This window comes from Silvibacterium dinghuense, assembly GCF_004123295.1.
Lineage (GTDB): Bacteria > Acidobacteriota > Terriglobia > Terriglobales > Acidobacteriaceae > Silvibacterium > Silvibacterium dinghuense.
Genome location: NZ_SDMK01000001.1, coordinates 80,164 through 104,271, shown reverse-complemented (window position 1 = coordinate 104,271; position 24,108 = coordinate 80,164). Strand labels below are relative to the sequence as shown.

The window sequence follows — 24,108 nt, the reverse complement described above, 5'->3', positions numbered from 1 at the left end:
CAGGTGACGAAGCCCAGCCCTCAGGCTAGAGGATTGCCTTGGGGAAGACAAGCAGAGTGCCATTCCTTTTCAAATCTTCTCTTTGCTGTCATCTTCCAGCGGCTGGCAGGCAATCCCTTGCGTTGCAGATAGATATGGAACTTCTCTGCCGGGTCGGAGAGGCCTTCGACGGTGACCAGTTCGATAAGCGCCGGTGTCGCGGATTCACGCACCCGCACGATCGACTCCTGCGCCACGCGATACACCGCGACCAGGTCATGTGCATCCACCGTGATGTAGGCCATCTCGCGATGCGCTTCACGGAAGGCTGCGGAATCCGCAAACCCAGCCGGGCTTTCCAGCACGAAGACGATCGGCAAACGTCCACCGACTGCGGCGGTGAACAGGGCATGGAAGCGCGCGAGGCTCTCTGCCTGATCGAGCTCGAAGAAGACGAGCACGATCCCATTGTCTCCGCGCACCTGGTGCAGGACTGCCGCGCGGATCGCATCGGCGAGCCTGTCTTCCGCATTGCTTGCGGTTGTATCTTGCTGCAGCAGCGCAGGGAGCTTCGTACCCTTGAGCCGATGTGCGAAGTGCACCGGAGAGGGCATCAGCAGCGTGTCTTCTTTACGCAAGTCGAGTACCAGCGCAGCTGGACCGGCCTCGCGATGCAGGGAGTCGTTTCTCAGCCCCTGCGTGCGCAGCTGTTCATGCAGCAGCTGGCCTTCGAGAAGCGCATCGTACAACGCGCGGAACTTTTCGTCGCTGATCAGCGAATGCCCGTTCTTGCCGGCAATCGCCGCTGCAGATTTCTGCCTGGATGATGACATGGGGTGCGGACAGGTGCCTCGTCTGTGCGATTGTAGCGGAAGTTTTTTCGCCGGCGCGCGCAAACTTTCCCACGCGGAGGCGAAAGGATTTCAACAGAAATGTGAAAAAGCCTGTGCAAGACCGGGGAAAATAGCGCGAAAGTGCAGTGTTTATGCGGGGTCTAGCAACCTGCACACATTTTGATGCACTTTCGCGCGGTCTATCGGTCGCGTTTTTAGGTCGAATAATCTGCGTTAATGTGCACGTATTCCGTCGTCAGATCGGTCGTCCAGAAAACACAGCTGCCCGAGCCGAGGCCGAGATCCAGACGAATCGTCACATTCCGTTGCGTGAGGTACTGATGGGCTCTGCTCTTATCGAAATCGGCAACACGGCCACCGTTTTCGCAGATCTTCTGCTCGCCGAGCCAGATGTTTATCCGTGCCGGGTCGAGCTCCGCGCCGGAGTAACCTGCTGCGGCCATGAGCCTTCCCCAGTTCGGATCGCTGCCCGCCCACGCGGTCTTGTTCAGCGGAGAATGTGCAATCGCCTTGGCCACGCGCAAGGCGTCGGCATCGCTGGCTCCGCCGTTTATCTGCAGCTCGACGACATGCGTTACGCCTTCGCCATCATCCACAATTTGTTTGGCAAGCGACGTGCAGATTTCGCGCAGTGCCGAGCGGAATCCCTCGTGGTGCTCGTCCACGCTCGCGCCGCTCACGCTGGAGGCCAGCAGCAGCACGGTGTCGTTGGTGGAGGTGTCGCCATCGATCGAGATGCGGTTGAAGCTCAGCTCCACCGATCCCTCGAGCAGCGCCTTCAGCGCTGCCGGCGCAACCGCCGCATCGGTGAAGAGATACACCAGCATCGTCGCGTGCGGCACCAGTTGCGGATGGATCATGCCCGCGCCCTTGGCCGCGCCAAGGATGCGCACCTCGCGTCCGTCCACGTGGATCGTGGCCTGGGCCACCTTTGGCCGTGTGTCCGTTGTCAGGATCGCCGTCGCAAAGGAGGAGAAGGCCTCCGGCGTAGCCGCGAGCGTTCGCTCTACTTCCGGCAGAGTCGCGATTAACTTCTCATAGGGCAGCGGTACACCGATAATACCGGTGGAAGAGGGGAAGACCTCATTCTCAGTCGTGCCGAAGGTCTTTGCCGCAGCGGTGCAGACCGCTTCGGCAGCCCGCAGGCCAGCTTTACCGGTCGCGCAGTTGGCATTACCCGCGTTCACAGCTACCACGCGGATCTTTCCGCCACTGTGTTCGAGGTGCTTTGAGCCGACCTGCAGCGGAGCAGCCTTTACCTTGTTTCCGGTGAACATGGCGGCTGCGCTTGCAGCCTCATCCGCAACAGCAACGGCAAAGTCCGGCTTGCCGCTCGGCTTGAGCCCTGCGGTGACTGCGGAAAAACGGAACCCGCCCGGCAGCGCACCGGCGGGGACGAGCGATGTTTGAATCATGGTCTGGTTTTACTTTATCAACTCTAAAGGGGAGCTAAAGATGAAGGAGAGCCAAAGGTCTGCCCCGGCCTTTGCTCATAGCCCGAACCCTCGCGGTCTTCTCCGTATGGGGCGGCACTGGAATGAAAGGACAGGCGGTTGAAGACTTCAACGTTTCTCGAGATGCAGCATGTCAACGTGGCACGCGGTGAGAATGTGGTCCTGCACGATGTGAGCCTCACCATCCATGAAGGCGAGCATGTTGCCATCCTCGGGCCGAACGGCTGTGGCAAATCCACGCTCATCAAGACCATCACCCGCGAGTGCTACCCGATTGCCGATCCGGAGACAAAGGTCGAGCTCCTGGGGCGCAGCCGCTGGGATGTCTCGCAGCTTCGTACACACCTCGGCGTGGTGGAAGCGCATCTGCCGGGCGAGCGTACGGCTGTGACTTCCGGTCTTGAAGCTGTCGTAGCGGGCTTCTTCTCCGCCTCTTCGCTCTGGCCCAATCTCACGGTGCTTCCCGAGATGTGGGACAAGGCCGAAGCCGCGCTCGATCTGATGGGTGCGGGCTATCTTCGCGAGAAGCTTGTCGGCGAGATGTCTGCGGGCCAGCAGCGACGCATCATGATTGCCCGCGCCCTTGTCCATGAGCCGGGAACCCTGCTGCTCGACGAGCCGTCCAATGCACTCGATATCTCCGCGCAGCGCGAGCTTCGCGAGGCCCTGCGCCTGGTTGTCCAGCAGGGCACGGGTATCATCATGGTCACGCATCACCTGGCCGATATCCTGCCTGAAGTGAACAGGGTCATCATGATGCGGGATGGACGCATCTTCGCCGACGGTACCAAGCAGGATCTTCTCACCGAAGAGCGACTGCGCAATCTTTTCGGTGTCGATGTCACGCTGGTGGAGCGCGACGGATATTTTCATCACTGGTAGCGATCAAAAGCAGCAAAGCCCGCACAGGATGCGGGCTTTGCTGCTTTTGGTCGCCTAGATTCTGTTCAGACCGTTTGTCCGGTCAGCCGTTTTTTTCGTGGGGCAGGGTCCTTCTCTTCCTTGGTCTCAGGAATTTCCAGGTGCCCATGCGAGAGGAGATAGCGCATCACCTTTTCAGCCTCTTCGGCCGGCGTTGCCTGATTCGTTTTCAGCACAATCTCTGCGTGTTCTGGAGCCTCGTAGGGATCGTCCACGCCGGTAAACGAGCTCATCGTTCCCTTGCGTGCCTTGGTGTAGAAGCCCTTTACGTCGCGCTGTTCGCAGATGGAAACCGGTGTGTCGACAAAGATTTCGACAAAGGCTCCGGGCTTCATCATCTCCCGCACCCGGTCGCGCGACTCGCCATAGGGGCTTACTGCGGCGCATACTGCCACGCCGCCATGCCGCACGATCTCGGCGGCTACAAACCCGATTCGCTGTACGTTCGTGTCGCGGTCCGCGCGCGAGAAGCCCAGGCCTTTTGAGAGATGCGTCCGCACCACGTCGCCGTCAAGCAGCGTGACTCTGCGATTGTTCTCCATCAACCGCACCACGACCTGCTCTGCAATCGTCGATTTTCCTGCTCCGGGGAGTCCTGTAAACCAGAGACAGAAGCCGCGCTCGGCCTCGCGCGTGCTCAGCGAAGCCAGGGTCCGTCTGCTCGCGTTCGATGCTCCCCAGCGTGTTTCGGGAGAGAGGGTAGTGAGGCCGAGTGCTTCGATCCCTGCTTCCCACTGCGCAAACTCTTCGCCTGAGAAGCCTGTCATCGCATCGGCTGTGAGCAGATATACATCCGCACCATAGTTACGATGAATCAGTGCGCGGAGAAGAAGACATCGCGCTCCCGGCTGCATTTTCGGCACGCTGACAAGGTTCAGAAACGCCCGGGGACCCAGCATCTCGTGATACTCGGACTCACATCGGCGCAGTCTCTGGAACAATTCGAAATCGTCTAGCCGTTCCTGGGACATCATCAGGTTGATCAGCAGGCGTCCATCGAGAGACGCGGCCATCTTGCGCAGCCACGAGGTCTGCGCTCCATCCAGCGGATTCCATTCGTCTGCTACCAGCACGCGTTCGCTGTCCAGGCTATGGAGCCCGGAGCGCAGCTTGGCGGGAGATTCTCTCAGGTGCGGGAACAGGAGGGAAAACGGTGCCTGCAGCACGTCCATGGGACCGCTGATGGCCCAGGTGCTGTGTCCGCCGGCGGTATATTCAAACACCTCCTCGATGGTGAACAGCGCGAGCAGATGATTCTGCCGGCTGCGCAGGGCCACGCGCTGGCCTGTACGGTAGGTTGCGGCGTCGTTCACCGGAAGAATCACAGGAACAGGGAAGAACGTGCCGTTCGCCAGCCGCATCTCCCGCTCTACGCTTGTTGCGTCAGCGCTGCCCATGAAGCGGCTCAGCGGAGCGAGTGCGCCGCCGGCCAGCAGTTCGAACCATGCCATGGTTTCATCGGATAACTGCAGCGAGGGGAGGTTCGATGCCTCATCCAGGAATGCTGCTCTTCGCTCATTCCGGGAGACGGCATCGCGTATGTCGTTCTGCTGATCGATATGCGTCAAATTTCCCCTACCCTTCATTCCGTGAGCTTCGACACCGCTCATCTTTTGCCGCAACTGCGCCCAGTTTTGCGATGATCCACTCTTCCACCGCCTTGGGCACGCACAGGCTTTGATTTTTTCCCGTCCCGATCGCAATCCCCGGCTTATTCGCACCGTGAAAGTCCGACCCTCCGGTGATTCCCAATCCAAGTTCCGATGCCGTCTGTACCAGGTACTGGCTGAGCTCCGGTGAGATTTCCGGGTGAAAGCACTCCACAGCATCGAGTCCGAGCGTAGCGTACTGGGCAATGAATTCTCCGAGTGCCTCTGCATCGTTTGCTATGCGCACCGGATGTGCGAGAGAGCTCACCCCTTCTGCTTCTCTCAGCGCGGCCAGCGTCTCCGTGAGCGGCGGTTCGTCCCGCTCCACCCATGCTGCTGCTCCTTCGCCGAGGTAGCGGTCGAAGGCTTCGCGGAGCGAGGAAACATAGCCGCGTGCTACCAGTGCCTGCGCAAAGTGCGGCCGGCCGACCTGTCGCTGTGCCAGGCGCTGCACTTCGTCCCACGTCAGCTCCAGCCCCAGGGACCGCAGCCTGGCAAGGAGCTCGATATTGCGCTCGCGCCGGCCTTCCTGCAATTTCCGAAGCCAGTTGCAAAAGGATTGCGGCGGCAGGGTAGAGAAATACCCGAGAAGGTGTACCGAGCGTTCGCTTGGTTCGGCATGCGTACTCAGTTCCACACCGCAGAGCAGCTGTATCCCCAGCCGTTGCGCCTCTTCGAGCGCAGGGAGGTAGCTGTCGACCGTGTCGTGGTCGGTAACTGCGAGCAGGGTGATTCCGCTCTCCGCCGCATGTTGTACCAGAGCCGCGGGAGCGAAGGTTCCGTCCGAAAAATCCGTATGCGAGTGAAGGTCGATCAATGGGTGCACATCGTACTGTGATGGCTTTCGGAGCCGAAAGGCTTACAGGCCACCCGGAAAGCCAGACGAAATATGGAAGGGAAAAGTTGCACCTTCTATAACGCAGCGGCATGGTTTACTTTTCGCCCTTTGTTCCTTAGCGGAAAGTAGCGTCATCCTGTAGCCTGATTCCATGCTTTTAGCAGCATCTGTCTACACGACGCAGAACGCCCGCCTTCGCGCGCGCTGGAAGCTGGAAGGTGGGCTGCCCGCAGTCCCCGGCCAGAAAGTGGCAAACGCCATCCCTGTTACCGCCAGCGCTCCGCCGGCGCCTCTCACCTGGGTCAAGGAGGAATACCGCTTTCTTCCCGCCGATCAGCTCGGTCCGACCATGGATGCCACCTCCGACTATCCCGGCACCTTCGTGGTCTATGACTGGGACACGCAGGAAATCATCTGGCAGTCGGATTGGGGCAATCTCCTCGGTAATCCGGCAGGCTACTGCTTTGCCGACGGCATTCTTTACATGAACGACTTCGAAGCAGGGAACATCTTCCGCATCGACGCCGATCGTGAGCCGGGCAAGCTGCTGCAGCGCATCTCGCATCCCTATTTCAACGATCTCCACAGCCTCGAGCGCACAAAGCGCGGTCTGCTGGCCGCCTCCTGCGGTACCGACCTCGTCGTCGAAGTCGATCTTCAGGGCAATGTGATCTGGGAGTGGTGGGCCGCCGAGCATGGCTACGATGTGACACCCTCCGGCGAGCGCCGCGAGAGCGGACGCGGCGGCGAGCACCGCGATCGCTACTATCACACCAAGTACCAGAGCACGCATGTCAACTGCGCAACCATCCGCGACCCTGAGAATGAGCGCTATGTGCTGGCGATGCTTTTCCATCAGGGCGTGGTCGTGCAGATCGACCGCAGCCTGCCGCCATCCGAGCAGAAGGGCGAAGTCGTCATTGATGGACTGGCACGGGCACACAGCCTGGAGAAGATTCCCGGCGGCTGGATTCTCGCCAACAGCCTCGGCAAGGAACTGGTCCTGCTCGACGATAACCTCAAGCGCACCGGCGTCATCCCCTACGATGGCGGCTGGATTCAAGACTGCACCCGCCTGCCCAACGGCAACGTCGTTCTCAATGATGTCGATAACACCGTCATCGTCGAGTTCGCCCCGCCTGCCGGCGGCTCCGCGGAGTGGACCATCGTCCGCAAGGTGCCGTACGTCGATACCTGGCGCATGGGCGAGCTGGCGGTTGTGCCTGCACAGCACGAAGCTGCCTTCCGCAACGCGGCACTTACGGCAACCGCGGCCCACTAAGCTATCACGCTGGAAAAGCAGAAGTCCCACATCTCACTTCCGAGATGTGGGACTTTTGTTTTACTGGTTGCTTGTCATCGCGACCAACGGGAGCGGAGGCCGAAGGCGAATGCCGGGACGGTCAGTCCCGCGACCAACGGGAGCGGGAGCCGAAGGCCGTTCGCCCTGCGCGAAGCAGCCGAAGGCGGGTACCTGGATGGCTAGTTCCACTGCACGCCGGGATAGAGGCTCGGCAGCCGCTCGGAGCGATACGAGTTCGAGCGCTCCAGGTGCAACTGCCACACCGTCTGCGGATGCTCCTCCCGCGTCACCTCGAGCACATTCGACGCCATCCCCTGGTTGCACAGATCGATCTCCACATCGCCATTCGCGAGAGACTGAATGCCGCCGCCCCACAGAGAGAACTGCTTCGGCGGAAACACATCGTGGAAGACAAGTGTTGCGGTCTTTGCGGCCTCGTCGATGTGGTAGATCGGTACCGTCGTGTAGCACGGGCCAGCGCCCTTGGTGCCGCAGACCTTCCCATCCGCGAGCAGCCGCTCGTTGCCGTTGTCCATTACGCCCATGTCGAAGACACCGGCATTGTTCGTGCTGAAGATAGCCGGCTGGTGCTCTCCATACTGCCAGTCTTCGGGATCATGGCCGCCGATCAGCTGGAAGTCGCCGCCATGTCCAAGGTGCCAGATCACGTTGCCCGTACCGTGGCCATTGCGATAATCCACCTTGATCACCCAGTGCTGCGAGCGCATGGAGACCAGCAGGTTGCCGTCGTCCTTGGTGTAGACCACCGCATTCGTATGCGTCCAGTCAGGAAAGTCCATCGGGTGCCGCGTAATGTCGAGATGATCGAAGGTGCTCCACGTCCACACCGGCTGGAAGTTCTGATCGAGATCCACCAGCACGTCGCCCACCACGCGCGTCGCGCCTGGCCGCCCGGGCAGATCGCGGTAGACCTTCGTTCCGTTCGCAATCACGATCATGTGCCCGTTCGGCAGCACCTCTACGTCGTGATGCACCATCTCGATCTGCGGACCTTTGTAGCCAATGGTGGCGAGCCTCTTGTTCAGCTCCGCTACCGGTAGGTCATACACGGTCTCGCCTGCAAGATTGATCTCGCGCAGCGTGCTCAGCGTCCCCGGCGGGGGCGTGCCATCAGGACCATCGACCAGCGCGTGCGAGGCGAGGCCGATCACCAGCAGAAAATTCCCGTTGGGCAGCGGCTTGATCGGGTTGATGATCGTCGCGAAGCGGCGCATCGGCGGCGGAGACTTCCACAGCTTCGCATCCCACAGCTTTGGATCTCCGGCCGGATGCATGCCCACATGCTTTTCCAGCCACCAACCCCAACCCTTCAGGGTGAAGGCGGCCGACTGCTCATAGCGATGGAACTGCACCTTGGCCACGGATTGCCGGTCCTTGTACTCATAGGCCCAGAGCAGATTGCCCTGGAGGTCGACCACCGTTGCCTGGAAGCCCGAACCGATCGACGGATTCAGCAGCTCCACGCCTGGCTGCGGATTCCCATGGCTCTCCACGGTGATGTGCGGCCGCAGGTGCTCCGGATAATGCCCGGTGGCAAAGCTCTGGTCTGTATCGTTTACCGTGGTGCCGTCGTTGAAATGCACCACCGCACGCATGTGATAGGTCGCATCCCCGCGCATTCCCGCGACCAGCATCTCCACCGGCTGATCCGCATTCGCATGCACGGTCCAGGTCTTCGAGCCATAACCTGTCGTAGGCCCGAACTCGACTGTGATATCGGCAGCGGTGCGCGGTGTCACCGTGTAGCGCGCCACCTGCGGGTTACCGGTCTTTGCCGCTCCCGCCGAGAGAAAGCTGTCCGCTCCCTGCCCTATCTCCACGGCTGTGTGCCGCCCGCATCCGGGTAGAAGCAATCCCGGCAATAACAGCAGCAAAGGGGTAGAGCGCAGGATTCCGCGCTTTCCAGAATGTCTTTCACCGATCACGGGTTTCACTCCAACCTGCAAATTCTGAGGATATTGTTCTCATAGGACGCTCTCCCCCGTACTGGGGACGCACATCTTCTGCTTTCTGTGTGCCGCACCGTCCGTTTTCTATCATTTCATGCCGGTAACTCTTTCCGGACAGCGGCACTTCTGTCGTTTATCCTCATTCCCATACCTCGCACGGAGCAACTGACTCTTCCGATGACTGCGCTCTCGCACCGCCTTCGCGGCCCGTTCCTTGCCTCTCTCTGCTTTGCTTCCACCTGCTTCCTCGCCCATGCTGCGCCAGCCTCGCGGCCATCGCTTGCCGAGCCTGCGCTCTCGCCCGACGGCAAGGAGATTGCTTTTGCCTCCGGCGGCGATATCTGGACCGTGCCGGCCGAGGGCGGCATCGCGCACCTGCTGGTGACCGACCCCGCCACCGAGTCGCGCCCCATGTATTCGCCCGACGGCACGCAGCTTGCCTTCATTTCCACCCGCACCGGCAGCGGAGATATCTATATCCTCACCCTCGCCACCGGCGAACTCCGCCGCCTCACCTTCAGCGATCTTCCCGATCAGCTCGATGGCTGGTCCCGCGACGGTAAGTGGATTTACTTCACCTCCGCGGCGAACGATATCGCGCATCTGCCCGATATCTTCCGCGTGAGTGCGGCCGGAGGCACACCGCTTGAGGTCAGCCGCGAGCGCTACCTGTCCGAGTTCGAGAGTGCCCCGTCACCCGACGGCGAAAACGTCGCCCTCATTGCCAAGGGCATCAGCTACGCACAATGGTGGCGCAGCGGCCACGCTCACATCGACGAGACCGAGCTCTGGCTCAAGCCTCTCGCCGACTCTACACCTGCAAAAGTGCTTATCCCTGCCGATGCCAAGCACGCCTGGCCCATGTGGTCGCAGGACGGACACACGCTCTATTTCATGAGCGACAAGAGCGGTGCCGAGAATCTCTGGTCTCTCACCTTGGGTGGTGAGCCGAAGCAACTCACCCACTTCGAGCATGGCCGCGTTCTCTACCCCTCCATCTGTGTCGATGGCAAGGCCATCGTCTTCGAGCGGAATCTCACCATCTGGAAGTATGACATCGCCTCCGGCAAAGCGGCCGAGGTGCCCATCACTCTGCGCGGTGTGCCTTCGTCGCCCGACATCCGCCATACGACTGAGAATCACTTCGACGAGATGGAGCTCTCGCCCGACGGCAAGAAGATGGCCCTCGTTGCACACGGCGATGTCTTTGTCATCCCCGCCAAAGATGGAGGCGATGGCTTCCGCGTGACCGCGACGCCCGAGCGCGAAAGCGATCTGCACTGGTCTTCCGATTCCATGCGCCTCGTCTATGTTTCCGAACGAGGCGGGCATCACAACCTCTACGAGTACGACTTCAAGACGAATAAGGAACGCCCGCTCACCAGCGGCACGGATGAGAATGAAAATCCTCGCTGGTCACCCGACGGTAAGAGCATCGTCTACACCCGCAACGAGCGCGAATTGCGTCTCATCGCCCTCGAGGGCATGAGCGATAAGGTGCTCGCAAACGATCTGATGGAAGAACCCACGATCGAGTGGTCCGCCAATAGCCAGTGGATCGCCTACACCACCGTCGGCGTCGATGCCTTCCGCAATATCAAGGTGATTCCTGCCGCAGGCGGGGAAGCGCATTTTGTGTCGTTCCTCGCTAATGGAGAAAGCGCCTTCAATATCGTCTGGGCGCCCGATGGCAAATACCTGCTCTTCGAGACTGCACAGCGCAGTGAAGACTTCGAGATCGCACGCGTCGATCTCACCCCGCACGTGCCGAAGTATCGCGAAGACGAGCTCCGCGATCTCTTCCACGCGCCCGGTCAGCCTGCTCCCAAACAGGACGACACAAAGACCAAGCCCGCCACCACCACGCCGGAAGAAGCCAAAACCGGCGATAAGGAAGCAGACAAAGACGCGGAGAAGGACAAGAAAGAAGCCGACAAGAACAAGCCCTTCAACATCGACTTCGACGGCATCCGTGATCGCCTTACCCTGCTGCCTCTTGGTCTGAATGCCATGGAGCCGCACATCAGCCCCGACGGCAAGACCCTGGTCTTCTCTGCGCGCTCGGAGAATCACTCCAATCTCTATTCCTACTCGCTTGAGGAGAATCCCAAGGAACCTCCGGTCCCCAAGCAGCTCACCGCAAACGCCGAGGACAAGGGAAGCATCACCTTCTCGCCGGATTCGAAGGAGCTGCTCATCCTCGAAGACGGCCAGCCTCGCCGCATCACGCTCGAAAGCGGCCAGGCCAAGCCCATCCAGGCCACGGCCACCATGGATATCGACTTCAATACCGATAAGGTTGTCGCCTTCAACGAGGCATGGAGCGTGCTCAACCGCCGCTTCTATGACCAGGATTTCCACGGCCGCAACTGGAGCGAGCTCCACGACACCTTCGCGCCCTACATCGCCGGCAGCCGCACGCCCGACGAGATGCGTCGCGATATCAACCTCATGATCGGTGAGCTCGATGCCTCGCACTCCGGCATCTCCGGCGGCGCGGCGCACCCGGTGAAGACCGGCCGCCTCGGTCTGCGCTTCGACCGCGCCGATTATGAAGCCGGCAAGGGGCTGGTCATTCGCGAGATCGTCCCCCTCGGTCCTGCCGCAGTCGAAGGCTCCATGCATGTCGGTGAGAAGCTCGTCGCCGTGAATGGCACGCCCATCGATGGGCACACCAACCTGAACCAGCTCCTTGAGGATCAGGTCGGCCGCCGTGTCGTTCTGCGCATCTCTGCAACCGACGGCAAAGAGCGCGATGCCGTCGTGCAACCGGTTGACTCTGCGACGGAGTCCGGTTTGCTCTATCGCGGCTGGGTGGAACACAATCGCGCCATGGTGGAAAAGCTCAGCGGCGGCAAGCTCGGCTACGTCCACATCGCAGACATGGGCGACCACTCGCTCAAGCAGCTCTACATCGATCTCGATGCGCAGAACGAGGGCAGGGAAGGCGTTGTCGTCGACGTGCGCAACAACAACGGCGGCTACGTCAACGGCTACGCGATCGACGTTCTCTCGCGGAAAAACTATCTCCTCATGACAACCCGCGGTGAGCCGACCACGCCCTCGCGCCAGATGCTTGGTCAGCGTGCCCTGGGGTTGCCCACTGTTCTTCTTACCAATGAAAGTTCGCTCTCCGACGCTGAGGACTTCACCGAAGGCTACCGCGCGTTGCACCTCGGCAAGGTCGTCGGTACGCCGACAGCGGGCTGGATCATCTTCACCGGCGGTACCGGCCTTATCGACGGTTCCGCCGTACGTTTGCCTGAGATTCGCGTACAGGATCTACGCGGGCAGACGATGGAAGGCCATCCCCGCCCGGTCGATGTTGAGGTCGTCCGCCAGCCCGGAGAAACCCTTGAAGACCACGACTCGCAACTCGAAAAAGCAGTCTCGGTTCTTCTCGACCAGCTCAAGGCCGGAAAATCGTAATCGTCACCGTAACAAATCGGGTGCCCCACCCATGACAGATTTTGTCATGGGTGGGTCTCACATGAATCTTTAAGAAGTCCGGGTGCTCAGGTCTCGATTCGGAGATCTCGGGCGCCCGATTTGTCACTGCTCTAGAAGTACGTCTCCACCACATCGATGACGTCATAGTGCGTATTCACCACCAGCAGCGTCCGCCATTTGTCGAAAGTCAGGCACGGATGCGCCACATCGCAGGCGATCATGTCTCCAGGCCGTATGTCATCGCCTGCCTGAATATCGAGATATGCGTGCTGGTCCATCATCTTCGCCAGTTTCCAGTGCGCAGGCGTCGTTCGCGGAGCATCCTCACCTGGACGATAGTGCAGTGCCGGCTCCGGCAGCCCCGCATCGAAGGCTGCATCGCGCTTGCCCATGCCTAAAATAGCTCGTTCCGCCTCCGGCACAGACTGCACATAGGACCACACATGCTGCGCCGGCAACAGTCCGGCGCGCAGCTTCTGCGCGATCGGGTTAGTCGCCAGGATGCGCTCCTGCGCCTCGCGATACGCGCCCACGTCGTGCGTCAGGTAGCAGCCCGGGCGCAGCACAATTTCCACCGCCTCGCCAAAACCCGCGCCTGTGAAGACCTCTGCTACCACGTCATACCACGCCGAACCCGCACCGGTCAGGATCGCCTTACCGGGAGCAAGATGTTTCTCCGCGAGCAGTTGCCGCATTACTGCAGTCGCACGCTCCAGAAAGCTGCGCACCGCACTCTCTTCCTTCAGTAATCCTTCGAACAGCTCCACGCCGCGTAGCGCCAGAGTGTCCTTCCACCGTGCGAGAGCCGCGAGCACCTCGACGATCTGCGCTGCGTTGCGCACCCCGGCCCGGCCGCCTTCTATACCCACTTCCAGCAGCACCTGCACCCGCTGCCGTTTTGCATGGAAAAACGTCCCAAGCTGCTCGATCTGTGCCGCTGAATCCACCAGGCAGTAGAAATCGAACGCAGGATCTTCGAGCAGCCGTGACACAGCCTCCATATTTTGTCTGCCGACAAGCTGGTTCATCATCAGCACCCGCCGTATACCGTGCTCATATGCTGCCAGTGCCTGTTGCGCCGTTGCCAGCGTGATACCCCACGCTCCGCCTGCAATCTGCCGCGCAAAGAGCTTCGGCGTCATCGTCGTCTTCCCATGCGGAGCCAGCTTCACGCCATACTCCTCGATGAAACGCTGCATCCACTTGAGGTTGTGCTCCAGTCGCTCCTCGTAGAGCACCGCGCACGGCAGGCTCACGTCCTCGCGAAGAATGTTCCAGTGCAGAGCCGCCATCGCGGCTGCAGGCAGCGGTTCGGCCAGCGTGCCCAGTCCTTTGTTGAGTGGTGAAATCAGCGGCGAAGCGAGTGACGAGGAATGTTCCAAAGCAAGGGCTCCTGCGGGGAAGTACGATGACGGTTATAGGCTATATGGGAGCAAGCATGTATGAAAAACTGCGATCTCCTTATCCGTAACGCCCGCATCTATGACGGCCTCCATGAGAGCGATGGCCGGGCTGGCATTTTCAACGGCGATCTTGCCGACCTCGCCATCGAGGGCGATCGCATTCTTGCCATCGGTTCCCGCCTCGATGTCCAGACCACGGCTGAGCTCGATGCCCGCGGCCTCGCTCTTGCTCCCGGCTTCATCGACGTACACACGCACGACGATACCGCCGTCCTGCGCAGTCCGCAGATGCTGCCCAAAATTTCGCAAGGCGTCACCACGGTCATTGTCGGCAACTGCGGCATCTCCGCGTCGCCCGTTACGCTGAAGGCTGAGCCGCCCGACCCGATGAACCTTCTTGGGGAAGCAGCCGATTTCCGCTATCCCGCCTTCCACGACTACATCGCGGCCATCTCCGACGCGCAGCCCGCCGTCAACGTAGCCGCGCTCATCGGTCACACCGCGCTGCGCAGCAATCACATGGACCGCCTCGATCGCGCCGCCAGCTCCAGTGAAGTTGCTGCCATGCGCGCACAGCTCGAAGAGGCACTCGCGGACGGAGCTCTCGGCCTCAGCACCGGCCTCGCCTATCTCTCTGCGATCCATGCCACCACGGAGGAAGTCATCGCTCTTGCCCAGCCGCTCGCTGCGCACCGCGCCGTCTACACCACGCACCTGCGCAGCGAGACGGAGACGATTCTCGACGCGCTCCGCGAAGCCTTTACCATCGGCGGCGAGTCGCAGGTTCCAGTCATCGTCTCGCATCTCAAGTGCGCGGGGATTGCTAACTGGGGACGCAGTGCGGAAGTCCTCGCTGTGCTCGAAGCTGCGCGTGAAACGCTGGCTATCGGTTGCGATTGCTATCCCTATGCTGCCGGCTCCAGCACCCTCGATCTTCGTCAGATCGACGAGCGCGTCGCCATCACCATCACCTGGAGCACCCCGCACCCTGAGGTTGCAGGCCAGTCCCTCGCGCGCATCGCAGAAGGCTGGGGCCTTACGCAGCTTGAAGCTGCGCGCCGCCTCCAGCCCGCCGGCGCTATCTACCACAGCATCTCCGAGGACGACATGCGCCGCATCCTCGCCCATCCTGCCACCATGATCGGCTCCGATGGTTTGCCCCTCGACCCACGCCCGCATCCACGCCTCTGGGGAACCTTTCCCCGCGTGCTCGGCCGCTATAGCAGGGAGGAGAAGCTGCTCCCGCTTGCCACCGCGATTCATAAAATGACCGCCATGCCTGCCGCGCGTTTCGGCCTTGAAGGCCGAGGTGTGATCGCGGAAGGCGCCTTTGCGGATTTGGTCCTCTTTGATCCTGAATCTGTCACCGATACTGCGACATATTCCGATCCCATCCAGGCCGCACAGGGCATTTCGCATGTCTGGGTCAACGGCGTGCTCACGTATACTGCGCAGGAGCCCACCGGCGCGCGTGCCGGCCGCTATCTTCCCCGCGGCCGCACCCACTGGATTCAGTAACCCAATCAGGAGTGAAGATGAGTATGAAGCGGTATGGAGTAGAAGGAGGCAAGGGCACCGGCGGTCAACATCTGCCCTTTGCCCGCGCAGTAGAAGCCGATGGCTGGCTTTACGTCTCCGGACAGGTTCCTATGGTCAACGGCGAAGTCATCTTCGGAGGCATCATCGCCCAGTCGCACCAGGCCATCAAAAATCTCTTTGCCATCCTCAATGAGGCAGGCTACTCCGCCGAGCATGTCGTCCGTTGTGGCGTCTGGCTCGATGATCCCCGCGACTTCCAGTCCTTCAACGGGGTCTTCCGCGAATACTTTGGCGAGCATCCACCCGCGCGCGCCTGCGTCGTCTCCAGCATGGTGGTCGACTGCAAGGTTGAAATCGACTGCGTCGCCTACAAGGCACCTGCCAGGTAGACAATTTCGCCATAGCGCTTCACTTCTGCCGGAGACACGACGCCCCCGATGATCGATCCGCATAGCCTCTTTTTGCTTCTCTCGGCGCTCGTCGCCGTGGTGGCGCTCGTCGTGCTCATCGCCGTCTTCCGGCTCAACCCCTTCATCACGTTGCTGCTCGCCTCGCTCGGCCTCGCGCTCGCGGTGCACATGCCCGCGGTGGACATCGTGCACTCCTTCGAGGTCGGCGTCGGCAACACGCTCGGACATATCGCCGTCGTGGTAGCGCTCGGCACCATGCTCGGCAAAATGATGGCCGAGTCCGGCGGCTCCGATCAGATCGCCTTCACTCTCATCCGTCTCTTTGGCGAAAAGCGCGTGCACTGGGCCATGATGGTCATCGCCCTCATCGTCGGTCTGCCTGCGTTTTTTGAGGTCGGCTTCGTTCTGCTCATTCCCATTGCCTATACCGTTGCCCGGCGCACCGGCCGCTCGCTCGTCTTTGTCGCGTTGCCCATGGTTGCAGGCATCTCGGTCGATCACGCGCTCGTGCCGCCGCACCCGGCCGCCATGCTCGCCGCGACCGCGTATCACGCCGATATTGGCCGCACCATCTTTTTCGCGCTTGCTATCGGCATTCCTGCGGCCATCATCGCTGGTCCGCTCTGGACAATGATCATTGCGCCGCGCATCCGTCTCTCGCATGAGAATCCCATGGCTGCGCAGTTCGCCGAACGCGACCCCGGCCGCCGTCTGCCATCGTTTTCACTTACGCTGTTCACCATTCTCGCGCCTGTGCTGCTCATGCTTGTCGGCAGTGGGGCGGATGCTTTTACTGCGCCAGGCAGCGGCGTAAACCAGGCTCTTCATTTCATTGGCAACGACGACATCGCCCTGCTCATCGGCGTTCTCGTCAGTTTCTTTACCCTCGGACGCGTGGGCGGCTTCACACGTGAGACCATCCTTCGCTTTACCAACGAGTGTCTCGCTCCCACTGCGACCATCACGCTGCTCGTCGGCGCGGGCGGTGGCTTCGGCCGCATCCTTCAGGACAGCGGAGTTTCGCACGCCATTGTCGGAGTGGCGCTTGGTAGCCACGTGCCGCTATTACTGCTGGCCTGGCTTCTCGCTGCGCTTCTGCGCATCGCCACCGGTTCGTCGACGGTCGCCATGACCACGGCCGCCGGCATTGTCGCCCCCATCGCTGCGCATGCTGCCGGTGTCCGGCCGGAGTTGCTGGCCGTCGCCACCGGAGCGGGTTCCGTCATCTTTTCGCACGTGAATGACGGCGGCTTCTGGCTGGTGAAGGAGTACTTCGATATGAGTGTCGTCGACACCATCAAGACCTGGTCTGTTTGCGAGACGCTCATCTCCGTCACCGCGCTGCTGCTGGCCATGGGGATATCGCTGATCTAGAGGGCGATAGGCCGCGTTGCAGGTTGCGAAATCTTCATCGCGTGGTCACTCCTTCCCGGCTGGCACGGTTTTCGTTTCCGGAATCGCTTCGTCCCATCTATGCTGGAGCAAGGAAGACCTTGAGTTCAGAATCCATGAATCGTAACGCTGTCAAAGCCTTCTCCGCCGTTGTTCTTGCCGCGGCCTTCGCCTTCACGCCCTTTCTTCGTGCGGAACCCCGCACCATCGAAGTGCATGCCAAGCGCTATGCCTTCGTCCCGGATCAGCTCACCCTCAAGAAGGGCGAGCCGGTCACGCTCGTCATGTACTCCGATGACGTTGCGCACAGCCTCAAAATCGATGGCCTCGGTGTGAACATCAAGGCCATGGGCAGTGAAAAGGCCGAGCAGACCATCACCCCCGGGCAGACCGGCGACTTCACAGGCAAGTGCGGTGTCTTCTGTGGCTCGGGCCACGGCAAGATGCTGCTCACCGTCCACGTCGTCGACAAGTAATCCTGCTACGGACGCATGACCTCGCGCCCCTCTTTCGCCCATGTTGCCGCGCTTCTTGCCCTCGCCGCCCTCGCCGGTTGCAAGGCAGGGAAGCCCGGTCCTGCGCAGACCCACACCGTGAACTGGGTCAAGCACCACATCACCGTCGGAGGAAAGCACGATCGCAATCCCTTTCCGGCTACGGCTTCGAACATCGATGACGGCAAGCAGGCCTTCACCCAGTACTGCATGGTCTGTCACGGTCTCGATGGCCAGAACACGGGTGTTCCCTTTGCTGCAATGATCGACCCGCCGGTCCCATCGCTCGCTTCCTCCGAGGTGCAGAGTTACACGGACGGCCAGCTCAAGTGGATCATCCAGCACGGCATCGGGCCCTCCGGCATGCCGCCGTCCGAAGGTGTCTTCGCCGATGACGATATGTGGAAGATGGTTCTCTACATTCGCCATCTGCCCAGGGCTGGCAGCCTCGGCGAGCCCGCTGTTTATGGTGGTACGGTTCCCTCGAAGTAAGTTCATAAAACAAAGCTCGGCGGATTTCTCCGCCGAGCTTCGCCGTTCGCGATCTGACCTGTTTAACCGGCGATGATCTCCTGCTTCTCTGCCGGAATCTTTCGCAGTGTTGCTTCGCTTAGATTCAGGTGTGCCTGCGCCATCTCCGGAGGCATGCGCCGGATCCAGTTGTTCAGCGAAACATCCTGGAACTGGCTGGTCTTGAACATTTCCAGGAACAGCACGTCGGTATCGCCGGTGTTTTCGATGTAATGTGCCGCAACGGCCGGCACAAAGCCCACGTCGTTGGCGCGGAAGTCCACGGTGCGGGCCCTACCCTCAGGCATCATCACTGTCATGCGGCCTTTGCCAGCCAGCCAGAACTGCCACTCCGAAGCATTCGGATGCCAGTGTAATTCGCGGATCGCGCCCGGCTTCAGACGCACCAGGCCGGCCGCGATGGTCGAGCTTGCCGGGAAGTTCTTCGAGTCCACCACGCGCACTTCGCCGCCGCGCCCCTTTACCGTCGGCTCCATCGCCGTCATCTTGAAGGTGTACTGCTGCGGAGCCCGTACGCTTGCGCCGCCAATAGAGGCGCGGTCCGAGGCCAGCGAATTCGGCAGCTCGGCCGGGAAGATGTAGAGCTGTTCCTTGGGTAACCGCGCGATCTCCTCCATGGTCAGATTCGAATTCTTCATCAGCACCTCGGGCGGGGTGTGTGCCACGGTCTCTGAGAGCAGGAAGGTATTGTCCTCGGAGAAGTTGCCTTCGTCGAAGACCAGCAGGAACTGACAGCCATCCGGTCCCAGGCCCTGGATCGAGTGCGGGTAGCCAGCCGGGAAGAACCATAGGTCGCCCTCGCTCACATCGTCGATGAACATGGTCCCGTCCGGGTTCAGCACCGTAACGCGCGCATTGCCGTATTCCATGAAGGCCCATTCATTCGCAGTGTGCCAGTGCAGCTCGCGAAAGCTGCCTGCTGTCAGGCGCATGTTCACCCCGGCCAGATCCTTCGATGGGGCCAGTTCGCGCTGCGTTACCTGGTGTGTCCAGCCGCCTTTTTCCATGCGCTTGCGCGCCAGGTCGAAGGAGTACCAGAGCGGGCCGGTATCGCCGTGGTCGGTCACAGGCGGCATGTTCACGTTTGAGTTCAGTTCCAGCAGGCCGCGATTCTCCGGCCCAGGATCGCTGGTCGGGCCGCCTGGCTTCTGCCCTGCCGATGCTTCCTGCGCATGCGCCGTGAATCCCGCCACTGCGGCGGTTGCCAATGCGGCCGAGCCTACACCAAGAAAGCTCCGTCGTGATACGCCTTCCAATCCGTCCTTCTCTGCCGTCAGCTCTTTCATTGTCTTCTCCTTGCGCTGGACGCGCTCTGCATGCTCGCAGGCGATGCGTCCTCACACAGCTATTGGAGAAGGAATGGGGCTCAATGGTCCAGTCGTATCTTCCGAAGCCAGTATTCGGATTGTCCGAATATGGCGCAGACCGCTACCGGTTCACCAAATTGGGCATGCGATTGTCCTCCCGGAGCACTTCATCCACTGTTTCGACAAAATGCTCGATCAACGCAGTCCATCCGCTCCGGCGCACTGCCATGGCGATCTCCGAGGTGCCGACAGACTTGGGAAGCGGCTTCACCGCCACGCCCTGCGACGGCGCCAGCGCCACCGATCGAGGCAGGATGGCCACGCCTACGCCGGCGGCGACCAGCGCCATCGTCGTGTACATCTCGCCCGTCTCCTGTACGATCTCCGGGCTGAAGCCTTCGCGCGTACACATCTGCATCATCGCGTCGAAGAAACCCGGTGCCCATCGCCGCCCATAGCTGACGAACTTCTCGTCGCGAAAATCTCCGAGCTGGATACTCTTCGACTGTGCAAGACGATGATCCTCCGGCAGCGCCAGAACAAAGGGCTCGCGATGCACGATTGTCGTGAGGAGCTGCGGCTGCGCCAGTGGCAGCCGCACGAAGCCTGCATCCAGAGTGCCGGCCAGCAGCCGCTTCACCTGCATGCTGGTGCGCATGTTGGTCAGATCCAATGTGATGTCTGGGAATTTATGCCGGAATGCGAGCGCAATCCCTGGCACGATCTCGAGCGCAGCCGAACTTACAAAGCCGATACGCAGCCGTCCGGTCTCGCCGCGTGCGGCCTTCTGAACGCGCTCTACGGCTTGCTGTGCCCGTACCAGCGTAGCCCGTGCCTCTGTCAGAAAGATCGCTCCGGGCTCGGTCAGGGCCACGCTTCGCTTGTCGCGCAGGAACAGTTGCACGCCCAGTTCCTGTTCCAGCTTTTGAATCTGCTCGGTCAGCGCTGCCTGCGAGAGATGCAGCATACCGGCCGCACGCACGAAGCTCAACTCTTCGGCCACTGCGACGAACGATCGTAGGTGTTTCAGCTCCACCCTGCTGTTATCGCACAAGACGCGGTATTCTTGCCGATTTCATCCGCGATCTTCTCGTGTTGATCGGTGATTTATTGGGGAGCCGATCCCTTCTTCTGTCTGCGCCGGAACAGCGGAGCGCCCCATGCCCCGGCCGCAAGCAGCGCACCGAAGAGGATCACCGCATCGATGCTCTCGCGCCCCTGCGGCGACCAGTAATCATTGGCAAGGTTCAGCCATAGCGCGAATTCATCCAGTGTCAGCGCCGCGCCGACACCGTACAGGATCGCAAAGAACCGGCTCCAGAAGATGGAAACTGCGCTCGTGCCGCTGCCCCATTCGGCCATCCACGCATAGCCCACTGCCAGCAGGATGAAGATGCCCCACACCAGGTGGTGGATATGCCGTCCGCCCATCATCACCCAGCCGAATGGGCCGACGTGGTGAGTGATACACCGAACCAGCAGGCGCACGCCCGCGAACGTGACAAAAAAGCTTAACGCTGCGAGAAACATCCGCCGCCTTGGCCGGTCAGGAATACCTTCGTGGACCAGCTTCCCCAGCCGCGTCAGGTGCAGCAGAGTCAGCAGTATTCCTGTTACGAGTACAGCGAACAACAGAAGGACAAACGCCCCTGTCCAATGCATCCGTTTCCTGCTCCTTCTCTGTGCGCATTGGATTCAGGCGCATGCAACGTCGTTGTGTGGGGACAGAAAGATTTGCTGCGAATGCTGTTGTATGGCTTTTATCCCCCCAGGGGAGGAAGCCGGTTCGAAGATCCAAGCAGAAAGATGATGCCGATGCCCAGGCTGTAGACCGCGCCCGCGATTGCGGTCCAGCGATACACCGTCGGACGGTGCATTCCGGCGCCGAAGATGCCGCCCAGTCCCGCCGTCATCAGCGTATTCATCGTCACCAGCCCCGCGGCAAAGGCAATCAGTCCGAGAAAGCCATGCAGCGTTCCGCCCAGGCTCGCCGCCAGCAGGAAAAGCATCAGCTGGCTCGGAGTCTCCGCGCCAAGTCCATGCAGCACGCCGATGGCGAACACTGAGCTGCCGTTGTAATTCCATGCGAAGGGTGCGGGCTTTGCCGCGTGGCTGTCGAAGATCCGCTGCAGCCGCCACCACGCGTACTGCGCACCGCCGATCAGCAGCGCCCACCGGCTCTGGATGGCGCGATGCGAATGCGAGCGGCGGGCCAGATTTGCCACCACCCCGATACCCAGTACAATCAACGTCGCTCCGATCAGCCGCTCTGTCCAGTCATCCAGCCGGGTCGGCAGCGGAATGCGCAGCATCACCACCAGCGCCCCCAGCACGACAACGGTCATGGCATGGCCAAGAGCATACGTCACGCCCAGCCGCATGCCCTGCTTCCAGCTCTTCTGCACCGCCGTGATATCGGAGATTGCCGCCAGGTGGTCGTAATCAAACCCATGCCGCAGTCCAAGCAGCGCACACGAGGCCAGGGCAAGTTCGAGCTTCCAGTTCATACATGCAGGGTACAGGGAATAGGGGATGGGGTGTAGTGGATGGCGTACAGAGAAGACACGAGTGCCCCCCAAGCTCTGCTTGGGGGGAAGGTTCATACCGCATACGCGACCAGCGGGAGCCAGTGCCGAAGGCGATTCGCCTGGACGGCCAGTCCCGCTCTGCGCGCAGCAGCTTATCCAGTCAGTCGTACCAGCTGTTCCGCCTGCACGCGTGGTCCCAGGATCGAAACCCGAGGCAGGTTCCCGCGCGCCATTGCCACTTCGTCGCAGCGATAGAGCCGCGGGCAGTTCTGGCAGTCCTTGAAGATCTTGTCCGGCAGCGCCGCCCGGTCTTCCACTTCGCGAAAGCCATAGCGGAAGAAGAAATCCGGAATGCGCGTGAAGAGGCACACGCAGCCCACGCCGTGATCCTCGGCCTCATCCAGCAGCGCTTGCAGCAAGCGGCCGCCCGCGCCCTGGCCCTTGGCCTCGGGCTTCACGACGATGGACCGCACCTCGGCAAGATGCGGCCCGTAAAGATGCAGCGCGCCGCACCCAAGGAAGACCCCCGAGTCTGTTTCCGCTACTGTGAAATCACGCACGTTTTCGCAAATCTCTGCGAAAACGCGCCGCAGCAGGGTGCCATCGCCCGAAAGGCTGTTCACCAGCTCGTAGATATTGGTTGCGTCATGAAGCCGAGCCTTACGCACCCGCATGGCTCAGCTCCTCCTCCTTCGCCGCACCGCTTGCCGCCAATGCTTCTACGCGCGCCGCTGCATCCTTGAGCGCAGCCTTCACGCGTGCCCGCGCCGTGCCGCCGATCACGTCATGGCAGTCGAGCGTGGCCTCGAGCGAAGCTGCTTCGAAGAAGTCTGCCTCGAACTCAGGTCCAAACTGCTTCAGCTCCTCGAGCGTCAGCTCGCCCAGCTCCTTGCCATGATCGAGACCATACCGCACCGCATTGCCGATCTTCTCGTGTGCCTTGCGGAAAGGAACGCCCTTGTAGACCAGGTACGTCGCCGCAGCCATCGCATTCAGGTAGCCGATCTCGCATGCGATCTTCATCCGATCGGTGCGGAACGTCAGCGCCGCGGTGAATGCACCCAGCAGGGAAGTGAGCATGTGCGCCGTGCGCGAAGCTTCGAAGACCGGCTCCTGCGTCTCCTGCATGTCTTTGTTGTAGGCCAGCGGCAGGCCCTTCACCAGCAGCGTTACCGTCTGCGCCGCGCCGTTCAGCCGTCCCACCTTGGCGCGGATCAGCTCCGTCAGGTCGGGGTTCTTCTTCTGCGGCATCGCGCTCGATCCGGTCGAGAAAGCCTCAGGTAGCTCGACAAAGCCGAACTCCGCCGTGGCAAACAGCGTGATCTCTTCGCTGAAGCGGCTCGCATGCAGACCAATCATGGTCAGAGCCTGCAGAAACTCCAGCACAAAGTCGCGATCGCTCGTTGCATCCATGCTGTTCGCCGTCGGAGCCGTGAAGCCCAGTTCGCGCGAAGCGATGGTGCGGTCGAGCGCCAGCGTCGCGCCCGCAATCGGACCCGACCCGAGCGGGCAGTAGTTCAAGCGTCGTGCACAATCTTCGAGGCGCGTTGCATCGCGCAGGATCATCTCCACGTATGCGAGCAGCCAGTGCGCCACCAACACAGGCTCTGCGCGCTGCAGGTGCGTGTAGGAGGGCATCACCGCGTCGCCGGCCTTTTCGGCCTGCTCTACCAGCGCACCCGCCCAGGCCGCGAGATCGGCAAGAATCACGCTGATCTGCCGCCGCACAAAGAGCCGCAGGTCGGTTGCGATCTGCTCGTTGCGGCTGCGCCCGGTGTGCAGCTTCAGGCCCAGGTCGCCGATCGCTTCCACCAGCTTCAACTCGACGAAGTGATGAATATCCTCGGCGTCGAAATCGATCTTCTGCGCCGCGGATTCTTCTCCGTACTTTGTCACCAGCTCGTTGAGCCCGGTCGTGATCGTGGCAAACTCCGCCGCGGTCAGGATGCCGGCAGCCGCCAGCGCATGCGCGTGAGCCTTGCTCGCCGCGCACTCATCGGCCAGCAGCGCCTGATCGAAGCGGAACGAGCGCTGCCAATGATCGAACGTTGCATTCAGGGGCTCGCGAAAACGCCCCGACCACATC

20 protein-coding genes are annotated in these 24,108 nt (G+C 61.2%); 8 read left to right on the top strand and 12 right to left on the bottom strand.

Annotation, left to right across the window (positions count from 1 at the left end; translation table 11 throughout):
- Window positions 1–20: 20 nt before the first annotated feature.
- Window positions 21–812, bottom strand: coding sequence for a thiamine pyrophosphate-dependent enzyme (locus ESZ00_RS00405; protein WP_129206209.1), 792 nt, complete (start codon window positions 810–812; stop codon window positions 21–23).
- Between the two features lie 215 nt (window positions 813–1,027).
- On the bottom strand, window positions 1,028–2,248 hold the full coding sequence (argJ, locus tag ESZ00_RS00400) for a bifunctional glutamate N-acetyltransferase/amino-acid acetyltransferase ArgJ (RefSeq protein WP_129206208.1): 1,221 nt from the start codon (window positions 2,246–2,248) through the stop codon (window positions 1,028–1,030).
- Window positions 2,249–2,386: 138 nt separating this feature from the next.
- Between argJ and ESZ00_RS00395 the strand changes: the two genes are divergently transcribed.
- Window positions 2,387–3,169, top strand: a complete 783-nt coding sequence (locus tag ESZ00_RS00395) for an ABC transporter ATP-binding protein (protein ID WP_229740853.1) — start codon at window positions 2,387–2,389, stop codon at window positions 3,167–3,169.
- 65 nt (window positions 3,170–3,234) lie between these two features.
- Here ESZ00_RS00395 and cysC read toward each other — a convergent pair whose 3' ends face one another.
- Both cysC and ESZ00_RS00385 read right to left on the bottom strand, forming a co-directional pair.
- A complete protein-coding gene (gene cysC, locus ESZ00_RS00390) occupies window positions 3,235–4,794 on the bottom strand; it encodes an adenylyl-sulfate kinase (RefSeq protein WP_164981261.1) in 1,560 nt (519 codons plus the stop codon).
- A complete protein-coding gene (locus ESZ00_RS00385) occupies window positions 4,784–5,674 on the bottom strand; it encodes a PHP domain-containing protein (RefSeq protein WP_164981260.1) in 891 nt (296 codons plus the stop codon). Before ESZ00_RS00385 ends, cysC begins: the two co-directional genes overlap by 11 nt.
- Before the next feature lie 172 nt (window positions 5,675–5,846).
- Between ESZ00_RS00385 and ESZ00_RS00380 the strand changes: the two genes are divergently transcribed.
- Window positions 5,847–6,977 carry a hypothetical protein gene (locus ESZ00_RS00380; RefSeq protein WP_129206205.1) on the top strand — a complete coding sequence of 377 codons (1,131 nt, stop codon included), beginning with the start codon at window positions 5,847–5,849 and terminating at the stop codon, window positions 6,975–6,977.
- A gap of 200 nt (window positions 6,978–7,177) precedes the next feature.
- Here the strand turns inward: ESZ00_RS00380 and ESZ00_RS00375 are convergent, their stop codons facing one another.
- Window positions 7,178–8,839 carry an aryl-sulfate sulfotransferase gene (locus tag ESZ00_RS00375; protein ID WP_164981259.1) on the bottom strand — a complete coding sequence of 554 codons (1,662 nt, stop codon included), beginning with the start codon at window positions 8,837–8,839 and terminating at the stop codon, window positions 7,178–7,180.
- A gap of 306 nt (window positions 8,840–9,145) precedes the next feature.
- On the opposite strand from ESZ00_RS00375, the gene ESZ00_RS00370 reads away from it, so the two are divergent.
- Window positions 9,146–12,397, top strand: coding sequence for a S41 family peptidase (locus tag ESZ00_RS00370; protein WP_129206203.1), 3,252 nt, complete (start codon window positions 9,146–9,148; stop codon window positions 12,395–12,397).
- A 131-nt stretch (window positions 12,398–12,528) separates the two neighbouring features.
- On the opposite strand, the gene ESZ00_RS00365 is transcribed toward ESZ00_RS00370, so the two are convergent.
- Window positions 12,529–13,800, bottom strand: coding sequence for an amino acid deaminase (locus ESZ00_RS00365; protein WP_229740852.1), 1,272 nt, complete (start codon window positions 13,798–13,800; stop codon window positions 12,529–12,531).
- A gap of 60 nt (window positions 13,801–13,860) precedes the next feature.
- Here ESZ00_RS00365 and ESZ00_RS00360 point away from each other — a divergent pair, with 60 nt between their 5' ends.
- The 5 genes from ESZ00_RS00360 to ESZ00_RS00340 all read left to right on the top strand — a co-directional run bounded on the left by ESZ00_RS00360 (window position 13,861) and on the right by ESZ00_RS00340 (window position 18,148).
- Window positions 13,861–15,339, top strand: coding sequence for an N-acyl-D-amino-acid deacylase family protein (locus ESZ00_RS00360; RefSeq protein ID WP_129206202.1), 1,479 nt, complete (start codon window positions 13,861–13,863; stop codon window positions 15,337–15,339).
- Between the two features lie 17 nt (window positions 15,340–15,356).
- A complete protein-coding gene (locus ESZ00_RS00355) occupies window positions 15,357–15,749 on the top strand; it encodes a RidA family protein (RefSeq protein WP_204520137.1) in 393 nt (130 codons plus the stop codon).
- A gap of 48 nt (window positions 15,750–15,797) precedes the next feature.
- The gene (locus tag ESZ00_RS00350; RefSeq protein ID WP_129206201.1) at window positions 15,798–17,144 is read left to right on the top strand and encodes a GntT/GntP/DsdX family permease; all 1,347 of its coding nucleotides are present in this window, start codon (window positions 15,798–15,800) and stop codon (window positions 17,142–17,144) included.
- Between the two features lie 134 nt (window positions 17,145–17,278).
- Window positions 17,279–17,638, top strand: coding sequence for a cupredoxin domain-containing protein (locus tag ESZ00_RS00345; RefSeq protein WP_129206200.1), 360 nt, complete (start codon window positions 17,279–17,281; stop codon window positions 17,636–17,638).
- A gap of 15 nt (window positions 17,639–17,653) precedes the next feature.
- Window positions 17,654–18,148 (top strand): c-type cytochrome, encoded by a 495-nt coding sequence (locus ESZ00_RS00340; RefSeq protein ID WP_129206199.1) that lies wholly within the window; start codon window positions 17,654–17,656, stop codon window positions 18,146–18,148.
- Window positions 18,149–18,210: 62 nt separating this feature from the next.
- Here ESZ00_RS00340 and ESZ00_RS00335 read toward each other — a convergent pair whose 3' ends face one another.
- From ESZ00_RS00335 to argH, 6 genes are all read right to left on the bottom strand, one after another.
- Window positions 18,211–19,473, bottom strand: coding sequence for a cupin domain-containing protein (locus ESZ00_RS00335; protein WP_129206198.1), 1,263 nt, complete (start codon window positions 19,471–19,473; stop codon window positions 18,211–18,213).
- Between the two features lie 142 nt (window positions 19,474–19,615).
- Complete coding sequence (locus ESZ00_RS00330; RefSeq protein ID WP_129206197.1) at window positions 19,616–20,530, bottom strand: LysR family transcriptional regulator; 915 nt, start codon at window positions 20,528–20,530, stop codon at window positions 19,616–19,618.
- Between the two features lie 71 nt (window positions 20,531–20,601).
- Window positions 20,602–21,156 carry a hypothetical protein gene (locus ESZ00_RS00325; RefSeq protein ID WP_129206196.1) on the bottom strand — a complete coding sequence of 185 codons (555 nt, stop codon included), beginning with the start codon at window positions 21,154–21,156 and terminating at the stop codon, window positions 20,602–20,604.
- A gap of 98 nt (window positions 21,157–21,254) precedes the next feature.
- Window positions 21,255–22,001 (bottom strand): HoxN/HupN/NixA family nickel/cobalt transporter, encoded by a 747-nt coding sequence (locus ESZ00_RS00320; RefSeq protein ID WP_129206195.1) that lies wholly within the window; start codon window positions 21,999–22,001, stop codon window positions 21,255–21,257.
- Window positions 22,002–22,174: 173 nt separating this feature from the next.
- Window positions 22,175–22,696, bottom strand: coding sequence for a GNAT family N-acetyltransferase (locus tag ESZ00_RS00315; RefSeq protein WP_129206194.1), 522 nt, complete (start codon window positions 22,694–22,696; stop codon window positions 22,175–22,177).
- Complete coding sequence (gene argH, locus ESZ00_RS00310) at window positions 22,683–24,107, bottom strand: argininosuccinate lyase (RefSeq protein ID WP_129207834.1); 1,425 nt, start codon at window positions 24,105–24,107, stop codon at window positions 22,683–22,685. The genes ESZ00_RS00315 and argH overlap by 14 nt, the downstream gene beginning before the upstream one ends.
- Window position 24,108 lies beyond the last annotated feature (1 nt).

Coding starts and splice junctions, on each gene's coding strand:
- ESZ00_RS00405 (WP_129206209.1), bottom strand. CDS start 812: ATGTCATCATCCAGGCAGAAATCTGCAGCGGCGATTGCCGGCAAGAAC.
- argJ (WP_129206208.1), bottom strand. CDS start 2,248: ATGATTCAAACATCGCTCGTCCCCGCCGGTGCGCTGCCGGGCGGGTTC.
- cysC (WP_164981261.1), bottom strand. CDS start 4,794: ATGAAGGGTAGGGGAAATTTGACGCATATCGATCAGCAGAACGACATA.
- ESZ00_RS00380 (WP_129206205.1), top strand. CDS start 5,847: ATGCTTTTAGCAGCATCTGTCTACACGACGCAGAACGCCCGCCTTCGC.
- ESZ00_RS00370 (WP_129206203.1), top strand. CDS start 9,146: ATGACTGCGCTCTCGCACCGCCTTCGCGGCCCGTTCCTTGCCTCTCTC.
- ESZ00_RS00360 (WP_129206202.1), top strand. CDS start 13,861: ATGAAAAACTGCGATCTCCTTATCCGTAACGCCCGCATCTATGACGGC.
- ESZ00_RS00355 (WP_204520137.1), top strand. CDS start 15,357: ATGAGTATGAAGCGGTATGGAGTAGAAGGAGGCAAGGGCACCGGCGGT.
- ESZ00_RS00350 (WP_129206201.1), top strand. CDS start 15,798: ATGATCGATCCGCATAGCCTCTTTTTGCTTCTCTCGGCGCTCGTCGCC.
- ESZ00_RS00345 (WP_129206200.1), top strand. CDS start 17,279: ATGAATCGTAACGCTGTCAAAGCCTTCTCCGCCGTTGTTCTTGCCGCG.
- ESZ00_RS00340 (WP_129206199.1), top strand. CDS start 17,654: ATGACCTCGCGCCCCTCTTTCGCCCATGTTGCCGCGCTTCTTGCCCTC.
- ESZ00_RS00335 (WP_129206198.1), bottom strand. CDS start 19,473: ATGAAAGAGCTGACGGCAGAGAAGGACGGATTGGAAGGCGTATCACGA.
- ESZ00_RS00325 (WP_129206196.1), bottom strand. CDS start 21,156: ATGCATTGGACAGGGGCGTTTGTCCTTCTGTTGTTCGCTGTACTCGTA.
- ESZ00_RS00320 (WP_129206195.1), bottom strand. CDS start 22,001: ATGAACTGGAAGCTCGAACTTGCCCTGGCCTCGTGTGCGCTGCTTGGA.
- ESZ00_RS00315 (WP_129206194.1), bottom strand. CDS start 22,696: ATGCGGGTGCGTAAGGCTCGGCTTCATGACGCAACCAATATCTACGAG.
- argH (WP_129207834.1), bottom strand. CDS start 24,107: ATGTGGTCGGGGCGTTTTCGCGAGCCCCTGAATGCAACGTTCGATCAT.